10 protein-coding genes are annotated in these 16,142 nt (G+C 67.1%); 4 read left to right on the forward strand and 6 right to left on the reverse strand.

The genetic code is table 11. The annotated features are described in order from the left end of the window. Nucleotides 1-807: 807 nt before the first annotated feature. Nucleotides 808-1,332, reverse strand: a complete 525-nt coding sequence (locus PVZ72_RS17740; RefSeq protein WP_271653140.1) for a gamma carbonic anhydrase family protein — start codon at nucleotides 1,330-1,332, stop codon at nucleotides 808-810. A gap of 304 nt (nucleotides 1,333-1,636) precedes the next feature. Here PVZ72_RS17740 and PVZ72_RS17745 point away from each other — a divergent pair, with 304 nt between their 5' ends. The 4 genes from PVZ72_RS17745 (at nucleotide 1,637) to PVZ72_RS17760 (ending at nucleotide 7,189) form a co-directional block, all read left to right on the forward strand. Then, the gene (locus tag PVZ72_RS17745) at nucleotides 1,637-3,088 is read left to right on the forward strand and encodes an anion permease (protein WP_187981056.1); all 1,452 of its coding nucleotides are present in this window, start codon (nucleotides 1,637-1,639) and stop codon (nucleotides 3,086-3,088) included. A gap of 981 nt (nucleotides 3,089-4,069) precedes the next feature. Beyond that, nucleotides 4,070-5,605, forward strand: coding sequence for an acetyl-CoA hydrolase/transferase family protein (locus tag PVZ72_RS17750; RefSeq protein ID WP_273862605.1), 1,536 nt, complete (start codon nucleotides 4,070-4,072; stop codon nucleotides 5,603-5,605). Between the two features lie 242 nt (nucleotides 5,606-5,847). Then, nucleotides 5,848-6,759 (forward strand): D-alanyl-D-alanine endopeptidase, encoded by a 912-nt coding sequence (gene pbpG / locus PVZ72_RS17755; protein ID WP_037006760.1) that lies wholly within the window; start codon nucleotides 5,848-5,850, stop codon nucleotides 6,757-6,759. A 187-nt stretch (nucleotides 6,760-6,946) separates the two neighbouring features. After that, a complete protein-coding gene (locus tag PVZ72_RS17760) occupies nucleotides 6,947-7,189 on the forward strand; it encodes a hypothetical protein (RefSeq protein WP_133862253.1) in 243 nt (80 codons plus the stop codon). A gap of 12 nt (nucleotides 7,190-7,201) precedes the next feature. Here PVZ72_RS17760 and PVZ72_RS17765 read toward each other — a convergent pair whose 3' ends face one another. From PVZ72_RS17765 to PVZ72_RS17785, 5 genes are all read right to left on the reverse strand, one after another. Then, nucleotides 7,202-7,636 (reverse strand): NUDIX hydrolase, encoded by a 435-nt coding sequence (locus PVZ72_RS17765; protein ID WP_187981054.1) that lies wholly within the window; start codon nucleotides 7,634-7,636, stop codon nucleotides 7,202-7,204. Then, nucleotides 7,636-8,646, reverse strand: a complete 1,011-nt coding sequence (locus PVZ72_RS17770) for an AI-2E family transporter (RefSeq protein WP_133862255.1) — start codon at nucleotides 8,644-8,646, stop codon at nucleotides 7,636-7,638. Before PVZ72_RS17770 ends, PVZ72_RS17765 begins: the two co-directional genes overlap by 1 nt. A gap of 292 nt (nucleotides 8,647-8,938) precedes the next feature. Further along, a complete protein-coding gene (locus tag PVZ72_RS17775; protein ID WP_273807146.1) occupies nucleotides 8,939-9,877 on the reverse strand; it encodes a diguanylate cyclase domain-containing protein in 939 nt (312 codons plus the stop codon). Beyond that, nucleotides 9,874-14,730 carry a PAS domain S-box protein gene (locus tag PVZ72_RS17780; RefSeq protein ID WP_273862606.1) on the reverse strand — a complete coding sequence of 1,619 codons (4,857 nt, stop codon included), beginning with the start codon at nucleotides 14,728-14,730 and terminating at the stop codon, nucleotides 9,874-9,876. The genes PVZ72_RS17775 and PVZ72_RS17780 overlap by 4 nt, the downstream gene beginning before the upstream one ends. 344 nt (nucleotides 14,731-15,074) lie before the next feature. Next, on the reverse strand, nucleotides 15,075-16,142 hold a 1,068-nt coding region (locus PVZ72_RS17785), incomplete at its 5' end, for a methyl-accepting chemotaxis protein (RefSeq protein WP_273862529.1).

Here is a 16,142-nt window from a genome sequence, read left to right on the forward strand (position 1 = left end):
GCCTTTGGCGCTGCACACGAACGTTCGCTCGGACAGCCCCCTCTCCCTCCGGGAGAGGGTTGGGGTAAGGGCACGCCTGGCAACAAATCTTCAGGTGGAAAAGGCTGCGCCGTTTTCCACGCTACGCAGCCGGTATTAGGTTGAGCGCGGCGAAGCCCAATAGACCGGCGCGGCTTTTCCCTCACCCCACCCCCTCTCCCAAGGGGAGAGGGGGTGGCTCTGCGCTAACGGATAGCCTGGCGACAATGAATCGCGAATCTGCCTTTGGCGCTGCACACGAACGTTCGCTCGGACAGCCCCCTCTCCCTCCAGGAGAGGGTTGGGGTGAGGGCACGCCTGGCAACAACTCTTTAGGTGGAAAAGGCTGCGCCGTTTTCCACGCTACGGCTTCGGCCGGGGCGCTCTGCCTACCTTGTAGGTTGGGTTGAACGCAGCGAAGCCCAACGGACCGGCGCGGCTTTTCCCTCACCCCAGCCCTCTCCCAAGGGGAGAGGGGGTGGCTCTGCGCTAACGGATAGCCGGGCGACAACGGATCGCGGCCCGTCTGGACCGTTAGACCCAAACGCTTGCTCGGACAGCCCCCTCTCCTTCCGGGAGAGGGTTGGGGTGAGGGCACGTCTGGCAACAACTCTTCAGGTGGAAAAGGCTGCGCCGTTTTCCACGCTACGGCTTCGGCCAGGGCGCTACCTGCCTTGTAGGTTGGGCTGAGCGTAGCGAAGCCCAACGGACCGAAGCGGCTTTCCCCTCATCCCAGCCCTTGCTCGGAGGAAGAAGGTCATCCAGCGCGGGGCGCGGCTCCCGATCGCCCTACTCCCCCTGCTCGAACAGCTCTTCCAGATAGCGCCGCGCATTGGCCACATAGACCTGGGCGTTGGCCGCCAGCTGCGCCTGCTGGGCCTCGCTCAGGGTGCGCACCACCTTGGCCGGCGAGCCGAGCACCAGAGAGCCGTCGGGAATCACCGCGTTCTCGGTGACCAGGGCATTGGCGCCCACCAGGCAGTTGCGCCCGATGCGCGCGCCGTTGAGCACCACGGCGTGGATTCCGATCAGGCTGCCGTCGCCGATTTCGCAGCCATGCAGCATGGCCTGGTGGCCGACGGTGACGCCACGCCCCAGGGTCAGCGGCGAGCCGGGATCGGTGTGCAGCACGGCGCCGTCCTGCACATTGCTGTCCGGGCCGATATGGATCAGCTCGTTGTCGCCACGCAACACCGCGCCGAACCAGACGCTGGCGCCCTCATCCAGGCGGACCTTGCCGATCACCGCGGCGGTAGGCGCGACCCAGCTGTGCGGATGAGCGTCGACACGGTGTTCTCCCAGGCGGTACTTCATGGCGGTCATCCTCGTGTTGTTAGGGTTGGCGGAAAGTCCGATTGTTCGCCGAGGTGAACGACGGGCGCAATCGGCAACGACCGGCGTCTTCGCGTTGTTGCAAGTCATTCTCGATAGCGAAAGAATGCCCTCAGGGAACCTAAGACCGCAGGACTGCGACGAATGACCACGGCCAGCGCGCTGGGAAAGCAGCCCGGCCTTTGCAAAGCTGGCTGCCGCTGACCGCGCAGCCCTCTGGCACAGTACCGTCAGCCATCCCGGCCCAGGCCGGTTTCCCGAGACCACCGGAATCTGCGAGCGCCCGATGCGTACCACCTGGAAATTCCTGCTGCCCCTCGCCGTCACCGGACTGCTGGCGCTGCTGCCCGCACCGGAGGGCCTGCCCGCTCATGCCTGGCTGTACTTCGCCCTCTTCGCCGGCGTGGTGGTGGGACTGATCCTCGAACCCCTGCCCGGCGCGGTGGTCGGCCTGATCGGGGTGGCCGTGGCGGCCCTGCTGGCGCCCTGGGTGCTGTTTAGTCCGGCGCAGCTGGCGACACCGGGCTTTCGCGCCCCCCAGGAGGCGCTGAAATGGGGCCTGGCGGGCTTTTCCAACAACACCGTCTGGCTGATCTTCAGCGCCTTCATGTTCGCCCTGGGCTACGAGAAGACCGGGCTCGGGCGACGCATCGCCCTGCTGCTGGTCAAGGCCATGGGCCGGCGCACCCTGACCCTGGGCTACGCGGTGATGCTGGCCGATCTGGCCCTCGCACCCTTCACCCCGTCCAACACCGCGCGCAGCGGAGGCACCGTCTACCCGGTGATCCGCAACCTGCCGCTGCTCTACGATTCCAAGCCCAACGACCCCAGCGCCCGGCGCATCGGTTCCTACCTGATGTGGGTGGCGATCTCCTCCACCTGCGTCACCAGCACCCTGTTCCTCACTGCCCTCGCCCCCAATCTGCTGGCCGCCGCACTGATCGAGAAGACCGCCCAGGTGCACATCAGCTGGGGCCAGTGGTTCATCGCCGCCGCGCCCATGGGCATCCTGCTGCTGGCCCTGCTGCCGCTGCTGGCCTACTGGCTGTATCCGCCGGAGATCAAGCGCAACGACCAGGTGCCGCTGTGGGCGGCCAAGGAACTGGCCGCACTCGGCCCGCTGACCCGCGATGAAAAGCTGCTACTGGCCCTGGTGATCGGTGCCCTGGTGCTGTGGATCTTTGGTGCCGCCTGGGCCGATCCGGCGCTGGTGGGCATCCTGGTGATCGTGCTGATGCTGCTGCTGAAGGTCATCACCTGGAACGATGCCCTGGGCAACAAGGCCGCCTGGAACACCTTCGCCTGGTTCGCCACCCTGGTAGCCCTGGCCGACGGCCTGACCCGGGTCGGCTTCGTCGCCTGGTTCGGCCAGTGGGTCGCCGGCCACCTGGGCGGCTTCCACGCCGGTACCGCCATGGTGGTACTGGTGGCGGTCTTCTATCTCGCCCACTACCTGTTTGCCAGCTCCACCGCCCACACCACGGCGCTGCTGCCGGTGATGCTGGCCGCCGGCATGGGCATCCCCGGCATCGACCTGCCGGTATTCGCCCTGCTGCTGGGCACCTCGCTGGGGCTGATGGGCATCATCACGCCCTACGGCACCGGGCCGAGCCCGGTGTACTACGGCAGCGGCTACCTGCCCAGCGCGGACTACTGGCGACTGGGGACCATTTTCGGCGCGCTGTTCCTGCTGGTGCTGCTGGGGATCGGGGTGCCGTGGATCATGATGGTGGCGTGAGGGGTAGTTGGGCGTTCAGTGCCCAACGCCTGGGTCGTGGTGATCCGGGCGGATCGGCGTAGGTTGGATTGAGCGATAGCGAAGCCCAACGGATTAGGGTTATGGGTGCCCTAGCTGTTTATCGAGTGCTCTGAGGGCTTTTGTTTCGCCCACCCGGGCGAGTTACTTTTTGCATGCGCGGCTGCGCGCCCCGCAAAAAAGTAACCAAAAACGCTTGCCCCACGTTTCGGCCCTCCGCTGCGCTCCGGGTCCCCTCGCTCCGGTGCCGCTCCAGGGGCACTGCACGAAGGGGCTTCCTGCCCCTCGCGCCTTGCTCGGCGTCCTGCCTCGCATATCCCCTCCGCGACACCTGCACTCGGCCTCACTGACGGGGCGGGGCGCAAGCCTGGGAATTCGGGGTTCAGAGGTCGTAGCGTGGAAAACCGCGCAGCGTTTTCCACTGGAAGGTACCTACACTAACAGTGGACAAGGCTTCGCCGTTGTCCACGCTACGAGCTGTTCGTGGCTCTTCAACCAACACTTTCAGGCTGGCGATTCGCCCCGTTCAGCAGGGCGAACGCCAGCGTCGTGGAGTGGGTCGAGCCGCATGGATGCGGCGAGAGGTCCAGTGGGCCATGGACGGCCCATCTGGACCGACCCCGGAGCGGCGCTGGCGTGAGCGGACCCGCAGCGCAGCGGAGGGCCGGATGTTCGGGGCAAGCGGTTTTGGTTACTTTTGTCGCGACTGACAAAAGTGACTCGCTCGGAGGAGCGAAACAAGAAGTGCCAGCAAAACTCGATAATCAGCTAGCACATCAAGACGATGGTTGGCTTGGGCACCGTTGGGCTTCGCTGCGCTCAACCCAACCTACCGAACCCAACCTACGCCCCACTCCCGAAGATTTCCCCGCCCACCCGACCTTTTGCTTAGGGACCTAAGCATCCCTTCGGCGTAGAATCCACATTCTTAGTGTGCTTTCGATAACACCCGCAGAGGTCGTCATGTCCCACCGTATTCGCCATCCCGGTTTCGCCGCCAAGCGCCAGAGCGCCGAGCAGGCCGCGCAGTTCATTCGTCACGGCATGACCGTGGGCATGAGCGGCTTCACCGGGGCCGGTTACCCCAAGGCCGTGCCGGGCGCCCTGGCCCAGCGCATCACCGCCAGCCACGGCGCCGGCGAGCCCTTTCGCATCAAGGTGCTGACCGGCGCGTCCACCGCACCGGAGCTGGACGGCGCCCTGGCGCGGGTCGATGGCATCGAGTTGCGGGTGCCCTTCCAGTCCGATCCGGAGTTGCGCAGTCGCATCAACGCCGGTGGCCTGGAGTACATGGACATCCACCTGGGCCAGCTGGCGGAAAAGGTGCGCTATGGCTTCTTCGGCAAGATCGACGTGGCGGTGGTGGAGATCGCCGCCATTCGCGAAGACGGTCTGCTGGTGCCCTCCTCCTCGGTGGGCAACAACAAGACCTGGCTGGACATGGCCGATGCGGTGATTCTCGAGGTCAATCGCTGGCAGCCCGACGCCCTGGACGGCATGCATGACATCTACACCGACGGCGCCCTGCCGCCCCGCCGCACGCCGATTCCCCTGGCGCACCCCGGCGACCGCATCGGCTCGCCCTATCTGGAGGTGCCGCTGGACAAGGTGGTGGCCGTGGTGGAGACCGATGCCCCCGACCGCAACAGTCCGTTCAAGGCCCCGGACGCCGCCTCCCAGGCCATCGCCGCGCACCTGCTGGACTTTCTGCGCTTCGAGGTACGCCAGGGCCGTATCCCGGCCAATCTGCTGCCGCTCCAGTCGGGGGTCGGCAACATCGCCAACGCCTTCATGCAGGGTCTGGCCGAGAGCGAGTTCGCGGGGCTGACCGCCTTCACCGAGGTGATCCAGGACGGCATGCTGGAGCTGCTCATCAGCGGCAAGATGGAGCTGGCCTCGGCCACCTCCTTTTCCCTGAGTCCGGCGGGCATCGAGCGCTTCGTCGAGCACGCCGAGTCGCTGCGCCAGCGCATCATCCTGCGCCAGCAGGGCGTGAGCAATCATCCGGAACTGGTGCGGCGGCTGGGCTGCATCGCCCTGAACGGCATGCTCGAAGCCGACCTCTATGGCAACGTCAACTCCACCCACCAGATGGGCACCGGGATGATGAACGGCATCGGCGGCTCCGGCGACTTCGCCCGCAACGCCTATCTGTCGGTGTTCATGGCGCCGAGCATGGCCAAGAATGGGCTGATCTCGACCCTGGTGCCCATGGTCAGTCACGTCGATCACACCGAGCACGATGTCTCGGTGATCGTCACCGACCAGGGCCTGGCCGACCTGCGCATGCTCAGCCCCAAGCAGCGCGCCCGGGCCATCCTGGAGCACTGCGTGCACCCGAGCTTTCGTCCGGCGCTGGAAGATTATTTCGAACGCGCCCTGGCCGGCAGCCACGGCAAGCACACTCCGCACCTGCTGCCCGAGGCTCTGGCCTGGCACGAACGCTACCTGGTCACCGGCAGCATGCTCGGCCCCACCGCCCAGGAAGCCCACGACTGAAAGGCAAGGCGTCCGAGGCCTCTCGGGCGCCCTTTCGCTCCGCCATCCCCGCCGTCCGTCGCCCATATGCAACTTATTGTGACTTTTTGCCAGCGCGCTGTGTAAAAAGCTGCCTTGTCGGATTCCCAGCCGACATTCCGGGTGATAAAAGACGTGAAATCTCTGAGCAATGTCCTTGATCTGCAAGGGGCATTGCCGTTCGCGGTTGTTCTAACCCCGCCCCCCTTTTGAGAGCTGCCACCGTGAAGATCTGTCATCAACTTGCCGGCCTGTTGCTGGCTGGCTTGGTCGGGCTGAGTCCGGCCGTCCTGGCCCAGACCCCACCGAAGGTCAAGGCCGCGGCGGCCGCCACCGCCCAGCGCCTGGCTTCGAACCACGCCCTGGTCGTCGACCTCAAGACCAACCAGGTACTCTTTTCCCAGAATCCCGACCAGGTCGCCCCCATCGCTTCGGTGACCAAGCTGATGACCGCCATGGTGGTGCTCGATGCCCGGCTGCCGTTGGAGCAGACCATCGACATCGACATCAGCGAGAATCCGGCCATGCGTGGCATCTTCTCGCGGGTGCGCCTGGGTAGCCAGCTGACCCGGCGCGACATGCTGCAACTGGCGCTGATGTCCTCGGAAAACCGCGCCGCCACCAGCCTCGCCCATCACTATCCGGGTGGCCAGCGGGCCTTCGTCGCCGCCATGAATGCCAAGGCCCGCGCCCTGGGCATGAGAAACACCCGCTACGCCGAACCCACCGGCCTGTCGCCGCTGAACGTCTCCACCGCGCGTGACCTGGTCACCCTGCTCAAGGCCACCGAGCACTATCCGCTGCTCGGCCAGCTCAGCACCACCCCGGAAAAGACCCAGGCCTTCCACAACCCCAACTATGTGCTGGGCTTTCGCAACACCAACCACCTGGTCTACAACGCCGACTGGAGCGTGCAGCTGACCAAGACCGGCTACACCGACAAGGCCGGTCACTGCCTGGTGATGCGTACCGTGATGGCCGGTCGTCCGGTGGCCTTCGTGGTGATGGACGCCTTCGGCAAGTTCACCCACATGGCCGACGCCACCCGCGTGCGCCGCTGGCTGGAAACCGGCGCCCTGAGCCCCCTGCCGGGCGCGCCCAAGGCCGGTCGCAGCACGGTGCTGGCGCGGCAGTAAGTCCTGTCTGGGACAGCAGGAAGCCGCGTCTCGACGCGGCTTCCTGCTGTCCAGCACCTGGCGTTCGAAGAGCAGCGGACGCCTGCCGCCCCCGGCGAATCGGCCTCCTGGACTCCTTTGACCGCCGAGACGGGCACCCCGGGCGTAAGGCGCGGTCTAGGGCTGTATCCCCTACCTGGAACGCCCTATGAGCAAAGACGCGATCGCCCACGAGTACTACGAAACCATCACCGGCCGCTGCTGGCTGGATGACGTGCGCGAATGGCGCCGCCTGCAGGCCGAGGCCCAGGCCGCCGCCGACCGCTACCTGGCCTGCCCGGAGGACCTGGGCACGCCCGAGCGCGAACGCCTGGAGCAGCGCTGGCGCGCCATCAATGAGGAGGCCGGTGCCTTCTGGCAACGCATGTGGGCGAATCTGGATCGTCAGTGAGGGGCCGCGGCTTCAGGCAGCGCTAGCGAGAAGCGCCAGCAGGCCTTCGGGTACCAGCCGACAGCTGTCGTCGAAGGAATCGAGCGAGCGCCAGGTAGCCATGAAGGCTTCACCATCGCTCTCCTGACCAGGCAGCTCGGTCTGCGCATAGAGCTGCCGATCAACGAATTCGGCGGCGTAGACCAGCACCACCTCGTGGCCCGGCCGCCCGGCGTAGCTGAACAGCGATTCCAGGGTGCCCAGCAGCCTCACCTCGGCCAGTTCGACGCCCAGTTCCTCGCGCATCTCGCGCCGCACGGCCGCCAGACTGGTTTCGCCGAATTCCACGCCACCGCCCAGGGGGCGGCAAAAGCTTCGGCCATCCTGCGGGTCCTGCGTCTCGCGCACCAGGATGCGCTTGCCCTGGCGCAGCACACAGAGTGCCAGGACGCGAATCTGACCGCTCATCAAACCAGCCCTTCCGCCCTCAACTCGCTCTTGAGATAGGCGTAGTACACCGGCGCCGCCACCAGCCCGGGCAGGCCGAAGGCCGCCTCGAACACCAGCATGGCCACCAGCAATTCCCAGGAACGGGCGCTGATCTGGCCGCCGACGATACGGGCGTTGAGGAAGTACTCCAGCTTGTGGATGGCGATCAGGTAGCCCAGCGCCGCCACCGCGACCCAGATCGACAGCGACAGGCCGGCGATGAAGATCAGGGTGTTGGACATCAGGTTGCCGATCACCGGCAGCAGGCCAAGGATGAAGGTGAGGATCACCAGGGTCTTGGCCAGCGGCAGATGGACATCGAACAGCGGCAGCACGCCGAGCAGGAAGATGCCAGTCAGGGTGGTGTTGAGCAGCGAGATCTTGATCTGGGCGAAGACGATGTTGCGAAAGGCCTGGGCCACCAGGCCGAGACGCACCAGCAAAGCGCCGGACAGCGGGCGCAGGCGCTCGGGATCGGGGGTGGGCTGCAGGGCAACGATGGCACCGAGGATCATGCCGATCAGCACGATGACGAAGGTCCGTGCCGCGTCGCGACCGAACAGCTGCAGTTGCGCCACATGGGCGCGCACCCATTCCACCAGCTCCTGCTTCATGCTGTCGGCGTTGGCCGGCAGGTAGGCATCCAGCGAAGGCGGCAACTGGGCACGGGCGCGCTCGGTGAGCACCATGAACTTGTCCAGCAGGCGTCCGGGGTTCTGGACTTCCTGGATGATGAAGCTGGTGAACCAGACGAAGAACAGCGTCAGCAGGCTCACCACCAGGGCGCCGAGCAGGGCCACGGCGAGCCAGCGCGCGCCGCCGCCGGGCATCTGCCGCTGCAGGCGCCCGGCCAGGGTGTTGACCAGTTCGTACACCAGCAGGCCGGCCAGCAGGCTGGGCAGGAGCTTGAGCGGGAGAACCAGATAGAGCGCGGTGAAGACGATGATCCAGCTGGCCAAGATGGCCTGGCGTTGCGTGAAGGCGTACATAGATTACCGGCGGCAGAATCCCTGCCCGCAGTCTGACAGTCTGCCGCCTCGCCGCCCAGCCTAGTGTGGTGTTTCAAAAGTTATCTAGGCAATTTTGCCGGCGCCTTTTATCCCTGGACGTCGTTGCCCCTGCTCGCCATAGCCCTGCCATGACTCGTCCCGGCGCCTAGCCCATGAACAAAAAGCACTCGCCAATTCCTGCGCGAACTTCTGAAACACCATACTAGACAGCGAATAAAGGCCGGACCTCTGTTACCCGGCGTTACCCGAACGGGCCTTACGAAGGATGGCCTCAGCCAGCCAGTTCCGCGGCACAGACCCGGGCGCGGCCCTGGTGCTTGGCCGCATAGAGCTGGGCATCGGCGGCGGTGATCAGGGCGGCCGGATCGACGGCGGTGGGCGGTAGCGCGGTGGCCACGCCCAGACTCAGGGTGACGTAGCCGGTCACCGAGGAATAGCCGTGGGTCAGGCGCTGGTCGTGCACCTGCTGCAGCAGCCGCTCGGCGACCTGGGTGGCGCCTTCCAGGTCGGTCCCGGGCAGCAGGCAGCCGAATTCCTCGCCACCGTAGCGCGCCAGCAGGTCATAGGGACGGAACAGGCCCTGCCCCAGCGCCTGGGCGACCTGGCGCAGGCACTGGTCGCCGGCCAGGTGGCCATAGTGGTCGTTGTAGGCCTTGAAGTGATCGATATCCATGAGGATCAGCGAAAACGGCGTGCCTTCGCGCTGACTCTGGCGCCAGCCACGCAGCAGTGCTTCGTCGAACTGGCGGCGATTGGCGACGCCGGTGAGGCCATCGACCAGGGCGATGCTGCGCAGGGCGTCGCGCTGCGCCTTGAGGGTCAGCTGGGTGCGCACCCGGGCGCGGACGATGACCGGATTGATCGGCTTGCTGATGAAGTCCACCGCGCCGAGTTCCAGGCCGGTCACCTCTTCGTCGGGGCCTTCCTGGCCGGTGACGAAGATCACCGGGATGGCGGCCGTGGCGGGCTCGGCCTGCAATCGCCGCAGGACCTCGTGGCCGTCGAGCTGGGGCATCATCACGTCGAGCAGGATCAGATCCGGCTGCTGGGCCAGGGCCAGTTGCAAGGCCTGGGCGCCGCTGGTGGCCATCAGCGTCTCGCAATCCTGGCGAAAGAGTTCGTGGAGGATGCGGATGTTCAGCGGTTGGTCGTCGACGATCAGCAGCTTGGGCTTGCTGCGTCCGGCGGCCTGCGCGGTCGGCGGAGTCATAGGGCTTCCTTCAGATCAGGCAGGGTGATGAGCGCCGCGGTGAAGTCGAGGGTCTCGACCTGGGCGCGCAAGAGGTCGTAGCGCACCTGAGCTTCGGCGCGACAGTGCACGGGCAGCTCGGCGATCAGTTCCAGGGCGTCGAGATTGCCCTGGCTGAGCAACTGTTCGAGTTCGTCCAGGCGGGCGCGCCAGTCGACCTGGGGGTCGGTGTGGGTTGCGCTTGCGGTTGCGGCAATGGCGGGCGGTGGCAGGAGCTCGGCCAGGGCGCTGCGCAATTCGACCAGGGCTTCGTCGAGCAGCTGTCGCAGGGTCGTCAGTTCCATCGCCACCTCCGGGGGGACACCCGCTCCGGCCTTGCCGGCGCGTTCGCCCTCGGCGGCGCGCGCGGCCAGGCGCTGCGCACCCATGGTGCCGGCGCTGCCCTTGAGGGAGTGTAGTACGGCCACCGCTGCCTCGCTGTCGGCGGCGTACCAGGCTCGGGCGAGTCCTTCCAGCAGGCCGACGGAGTCCTCGGCAAAGCGTTCCAGCAGCGAGCCGAACAGCCGGGCATCGCCGCCGAAGCGGCGCAGGACGAGGCTCAGGGGTTCCACCTGGCGATCCTCGCCGACCGGCGCGGCAACGGACGCGGCGCTGACCTCCTGGCCGGTCAGTCGCTGCAGGCGGGCGACCAGCAATTCCAGGTCGATGGGCTTGCCGATATGGTCGTCCATGCCGGCGGCCAGGCAGGCGTCGCGGTCGGTATGGGAGGCATTGGCGGTCATCGCCAGGATCGGCAGGGTACGGAAACGCCCGTCGGCGCGGATGCGGCGGGTGGCTTCCAGGCCATCGATGTCGGGCATCTGCATGTCCATGATGACCACGTCCAGCGGCGCGCCGGAGAGCACCCGCTCGACGCCTTCCAGTCCACCCTCGGCCAGTTCCACCTGGGCGCCCTGGGCCAGCAGCAGCTCGGCGGCCACCTGGCGGTTGAGGGCATTGTCTTCCACCACCAGCAGGCGCAGGCCGGCCAGCCGGTGGCTCTCGTCGACCACCGCGGCGGCGTGCACCCCGGCCGGGATCTCGGCGCCCAGGGCCCGCTCCACCACCTCGACGATCTGCGCCGGGGTCACCGGCTTGGTCAGGTAGTCGTCGAAGGGCGCATCGGCGCTCTGCTGGGTTTCGGACAGGAAGTCGCGGCCGAAGCCGGTGAGCATGATGACCTTGGGTCGGTTGTCGGCCTGCCGCTCGCGCAGCTGTCGGGCCGCCAGCAGGCCATCGCCGTCAGGCATGCGCCAATCCATGAGCACTGCCTCATAGGGCTGTGCCTGCTGCTGGGCCTGGACGACCCGCGCGAGGGCGGCGGCGCCGCTGGTGACCAGGTCCACCTGCCAGCCGAGGGCGGCCAGGGTTTCCACCAGCACCTCGCCGACCAGGGTGTTGTCGTCGGCCAGCAGCACCCGCCGGCATACCGGCGCCAGCTGGGTCTCGCCCTGGCTGTCCACCGCCAGGGCGGCATCGAACCAGAAGCGGCTGCCCACCCCCAGCTCGCTTTCCACCTGCAACTGGCCATCCATCAGCTCCACCAGGCGCTTGCAGATGGCCAGGCCCAGGCCAGTTCCGCCAAAGCGCCGGCTGATCGAGGCCTCGGCCTGGGTGAAGCCCTGGAACAGCTGCTCCTGGTGCGCCGGGCTGATGCCGATGCCGGTGTCCTGTACCGAGAATTCCAGGCGCAGTTGGCCGCCGTCGCGCGACAGCTGGCGCACGCTGACCAGCACCTGCCCCGCCTCGGTGAACTTGAGGGCGTTACCGGCCAGGTTGATGAGGATCTGCTGCAGGCGCAGGCTGTCGCCGATCAGGGCGGTGGGCAGCCCGGCATCCAGGTGGTAGTTGATCTCGACGTTCTTCTCGCCGCTGTTGCCGGAGAGCACCACGCCCAGGTTGCGCAGCACCTGCTCCAGGCTGAAGGGATGGACATCCAGCTGCAGCTTGCCGGCTTCGATCTTGGAATAGTCCAGCACGTCGTTGAGCAGCCCCAGCAGCGAACGCGCCGCCTGCTGGGCCTTGGTCAGGTAGTCGCCCTGGCGCGCATCGAGCGTGGTGCGCTGCAGCAGTTGCAGCATGCCCAGCACGGCGTTCATCGGGGTGCGGATCTCGTGGCTCATGTTGGCCAGGAAGGACGACTTGGCCTGGCTGGCCAGGTCGGCGCGGGTACGCTCCTCGCGCAACCGGTGTTCCAGCTCCAGCTGTTCGGTGATGTCGCGGTTGATGCCCACCACCCGCAGCACCCGGCCGCGCGGATCGCGCTCGGTGCGGGCGCCAGCGATGATGTGCCGCAGCGAGCCATCCCGACGGCGGATGCGGAACACCGGATCGAACACCGCGCGTCCGGCCATGGCGGCGCCCAGGCGCTCTTCGGCGCTGCCCAGGTCGTCGGGGTGCACGCGGTCGCGCCAGTCGTTGTAGGTGATGCCGCGAGTGCGCTGCTTCTCGTTCCATTCGTAGAGATCGAACATCCGCTCGTTGCACTGCACCTGGCCGGTGTCGGGCTGCCAGCACCAGATGCCGAGCTGGGCGACGTCGGCGGCCATGGTCAGCTGATCGCGGGTCTGCACGAGCGCCTGGCGCTGGCGACTCTGTTCGGTGATGTCGGCGATGATGGCCACCGCCAGGCGCTCGCCATCGGTCCACATCACCCCCAGGCTCAGGGTGATCGGGAAGACACTGCCGTCCGCCCGGCGCCCCTCCATTTCCTGGCCCTGTTGGGCGGCATTGTCGTCGGGCACCGCCTGCGAGCAGCTGAACAGCGCCTCGTAGCCGGCCAGATAGCCGGGAATCAGCCGGCGGACGGGTTGACCGATCACCTCGGCCGCGCGATAGCCGAAGATGCGTTCGCCGGCCGGGTTGAAGGAGCGCACCAGGCCATTGCTGTCCACGGTGACGATGGGGCTGACCGCGGTGTCCAGGATCGCCCGGGTCAGGGCGAGGCTGGCAGCCAGCTCCTGCTCGGCGGCCTTGCGCTCGGTGACATCGGAGGCGATGCCCAGATAGCCGCTGACCTGGCCCGAGACATCGCGCATGGTGGTCACCACGAGGCTGACGTCGCGGTGTTCGCCGTCGCGCCGGACGAAGGTCCACTCGCGGGCGTCGGCACCGGCGCGTTCGGAGCGCTCCACCAGCACCCGGAAGCCGGCGATCGGCAAGCCGTATTCGGCTTCCAGGGCCGCGCCCTGGGTCGCCAGCTCTTCCGGCAGATGGAAGTCGCTGGCCTGCCAGAGCCCCACCACCTCGGCGGCGCGGTAGCCCAGCAGGCGCTCGGCGCCTTCATTGAACAGGGTGATGCGACCTTCGTGGTCGGTGGCGATGATGCCCACCTCGGAGGCCGCGCGCAGCACGTCGCCGAGCAGGCGATTGGTCTGGCTGAGTTCGACGGTGCGCTGGGCCACCTGTTCTTCCAGCCGGGCATTGAGCGCCAGGATCTCGGCCTGGGCGGCCTTCTGCAGCGAGATATCGCGCACCGTCTTGGAGGCGCCGACCACCCGGCCGTCACGGCCGCGCATGGGCGAGACGCTGACCAGGACATCGATGAGGCGGCCGTCGCGGTGCTGACGACGGGTCTCGAAGTGCGGCACCGGCTCGCCGCGGCCGATGCGGGCGAGCACCGACCATTCCTCGTGCTCCAGCTCGGTGGGCACCACCAGGTCGAGCAGGCGCTGGCCCACGGCTTCGCTGGCGCTGTAGCCGAACAGCTCTTCCGCCGCGTGGTTCCAGCTCAGCACCACGCCCTGGAGGTCCTTGCTGATGATGCCGTCGGACGAGCTTTCCACCACCGCGGTGAGGTTGGCCTGGTCCTGCTGATACTGACGGCGCCGCTGGCGCGTGGTCATCACGGCGAAGGTGAGGCCGGCGGCCAGCAGGCTGAACAGCTTGCCGAACAGATGCACCAGCGGCACCGAGACGAGGTGCTGGGCGGCGACGAAGGTCGGGGTGGCGGTGAGCGCCAGTTGCCATTGGCGGCCATAGACCTCCTGCACCAGCCGCCGCTCGGTCGGCGCCTCGGCGCCCTGCTCCTCTTCCTCACCCTGGCGATAGAAGAGGCTGGGGGCCTCGGGAACGGTCACGTCGCTCAGCCGGATGATCAGCCCGGGGATGTTCAGGCGCATGCTGCCGAACATCTCATCGATGCTCAGGGGCACATAGGACCAGCCGATGGTCGCCACCTCGCGGGCCATCGGATCGGCCGGCGCCTGCCCGCCCTGGTAGATGGGCAGCAGCATCAGAAAGCCCGGTTCCGGGGGCTGGGAGGCCTGCAGCTGCAACGGACCGGTCAGGTGGATGTCGGCATGCCGCATGGCCAGCACGGCGGCCTCGCGGCGGGTGGGATCGGAGGCCGTATCCAGGCCGATGGCCTTCAAATTGCGCCAGGCGGGTTCGAGATACTGGACGACGTAGCGATCGCCGTCGTGCGGCGCGAAGGCGCGGATGCTGAAGTTGGGCCAGCCGTCGGCACGGGCCTCACGCAGAAAGCGGGCCTCGTCGGCCTGAGGCACACGGCGAATGAAGCCGACGCCACGGGCACCGCGAAACTCCTGGCCCAGGTCATGGACCCGCCCGTAATCGCCGAGCAGCTCGCGCGACAGGTTGCCGCCGGCGACCACCACCACATCACGCATGCCGATCAGGCTGTATTCGTAGATGCGCAGCCGATCCAGCACCTGATCGCGAACGTCATCGGCGACGTCGTCCAGGGCGCTGCGCAGCTGCTGTTCATTGCGCTCGGTCAGATGGCGCATGGTCAGGCTGGTCAGCAGAACGCCGAACAGAAAGACGCCGAGACTCCAGCGTACGCGAGAGGATTTGCACAGCCTGCTGAACATGAAGCCCCTGGTGGCAAAGGGTGCCACGCCGTAGGTTAGGCGGTGCCAGGAGCGGGAAGCGCGGACGGAGCAGGGCCTCCACCAGACCTGGCGGTAACAGCTAGCCCATCGGCGGGAAAAAAGGCTTTCTTGATACCGCGGATCGGTCGTCGGGCCGAGGCGCAGTGGGCGATCCGCGCAAAGCGGCAGGCCAGAGCAAGTTCACGCGCTAATCAGTTTTACTGTTTCTGACGAGTGGTCTAGGCCCAATCAGTGTCCGGGGGCGATTTGCTGACCTGTCGGACAGCAAAAAGGGAGCGCCGACCTGACGTCGGCGCTCCCTTTTCAAGGACCTGTCGCGCGGACTAGATGCGGAAGCCGCCCACCAGCCGCTGCAGGCGACCGGCCTCGGCTTCCAGGGCGGTACAGGCCGCCAGGGTGGCCTGGAGGTTGTCGACACCCTGCTGGTTCAGCAGGTTGATCTCGCTGATGTCCATGTTCAGGGTCTCCACCACCGAGGTCTGTTCCTCGGTCGCGGTGGCCACCGACTGGTTCTGGCCATCGATCTCGCCGATGCGCTCGGTCACGCTGCCCAGCCGCTCGCCGGCGCTCTTGGCCACCTGCATGCTGTGGGCGCTCTGCCGCTGGCTTTCCTGCATCAGCGCCACGGCGTCGCGCGAGCCGGTCTGCAGTTCCTCGATCATCTGCTGGATCTGCTGCGCCGAACTCTGGGTGCGGCTGGCCAGGGAGCGCACCTCGTCGGCCACCACGGCGAAGCCGCGCCCGGCCTCACCGGCGCGGGCCGCCTCGATGGCGGCATTGAGCGCCAGCAGGTTGGTCTGTTCGGAGATGCCGCGGATGACTTCGAGGATCTGGCCGATGTTGGCGGCCTTGCCGTTGAGCGCCTCGATATGTTCGCAACTGGTGCCGATCTTGGCCGACAGCGCCTGCATGGCGTGCAGGGCCTCGTCGAGCACCTCGCGACCCTCTTCACCCTGGGCACGGGCGGTGCTGGCCTCGCCCGAGGCATGGGCGGCATTGCGGGCGATCTCCTGGGCGGCGGCGCCCAATTCGTTGATGGCGGCGGCCACGCTGGTGGTGCGCTGGGCCTGCAGATCCGACTGCTGCATGGAGGATTGCGATGACTCCAGCACCCGGCGCGTGCCCTGATTCAGCTCGCCGGTGCTCTGGGCCACGTCGCGGATCGAGGTGTGGATGCGCGCCACGAACTTGTTGAAGGCCTCGGCCAGGGCGCCGAATTCGTCGCGGGCCTGCACCGGCAGGCGGCGGGTCAGATCGCCCTCGCCTTCGGCGATGTCGGCCATGGCGCGGGTCAGGTCGTGCAGCGGCCGCAGCAGCACGCGGATCAGCAAGCCCAGCAACAGGATGATGGCGACCACCGCCACCAGGGTGGCGACGATGGCCAGGTTGCG

The organism is Pseudomonas sp. LA5 (genome assembly GCF_028640825.1).
Classification (GTDB): Bacteria; Pseudomonadota; Gammaproteobacteria; order Pseudomonadales; family Pseudomonadaceae; genus Chryseomonas; species Chryseomonas aestiva.

What these genes read in the sequence shown, in the direction of transcription:
- PVZ72_RS17775 (WP_273807146.1), bottom strand. Translation starts at nt 9,877, where the DNA reads ATGACTCCGCCGACCGCGCAGGCCGCCGGACGCAGCAAGCCCAAGCTG.
- PVZ72_RS17770 (WP_133862255.1), bottom strand. Translation starts at nt 8,646, where the DNA reads ATGTACGCCTTCACGCAACGCCAGGCCATCTTGGCCAGCTGGATCATC.
- PVZ72_RS17745 (WP_187981056.1), top strand. Translation starts at nt 1,637, where the DNA reads ATGCGTACCACCTGGAAATTCCTGCTGCCCCTCGCCGTCACCGGACTG.
- PVZ72_RS17765 (WP_187981054.1), bottom strand. Translation starts at nt 7,636, where the DNA reads ATGAGCGGTCAGATTCGCGTCCTGGCACTCTGTGTGCTGCGCCAGGGC.
- PVZ72_RS17760 (WP_133862253.1), top strand. Translation starts at nt 6,947, where the DNA reads ATGAGCAAAGACGCGATCGCCCACGAGTACTACGAAACCATCACCGGC.
- PVZ72_RS17780 (WP_273862606.1), bottom strand. Translation starts at nt 14,730, where the DNA reads ATGTTCAGCAGGCTGTGCAAATCCTCTCGCGTACGCTGGAGTCTCGGC.
- PVZ72_RS17750 (WP_273862605.1), top strand. Translation starts at nt 4,070, where the DNA reads ATGTCCCACCGTATTCGCCATCCCGGTTTCGCCGCCAAGCGCCAGAGC.
- PVZ72_RS17740 (WP_271653140.1), bottom strand. Translation starts at nt 1,332, where the DNA reads ATGAAGTACCGCCTGGGAGAACACCGTGTCGACGCTCATCCGCACAGC.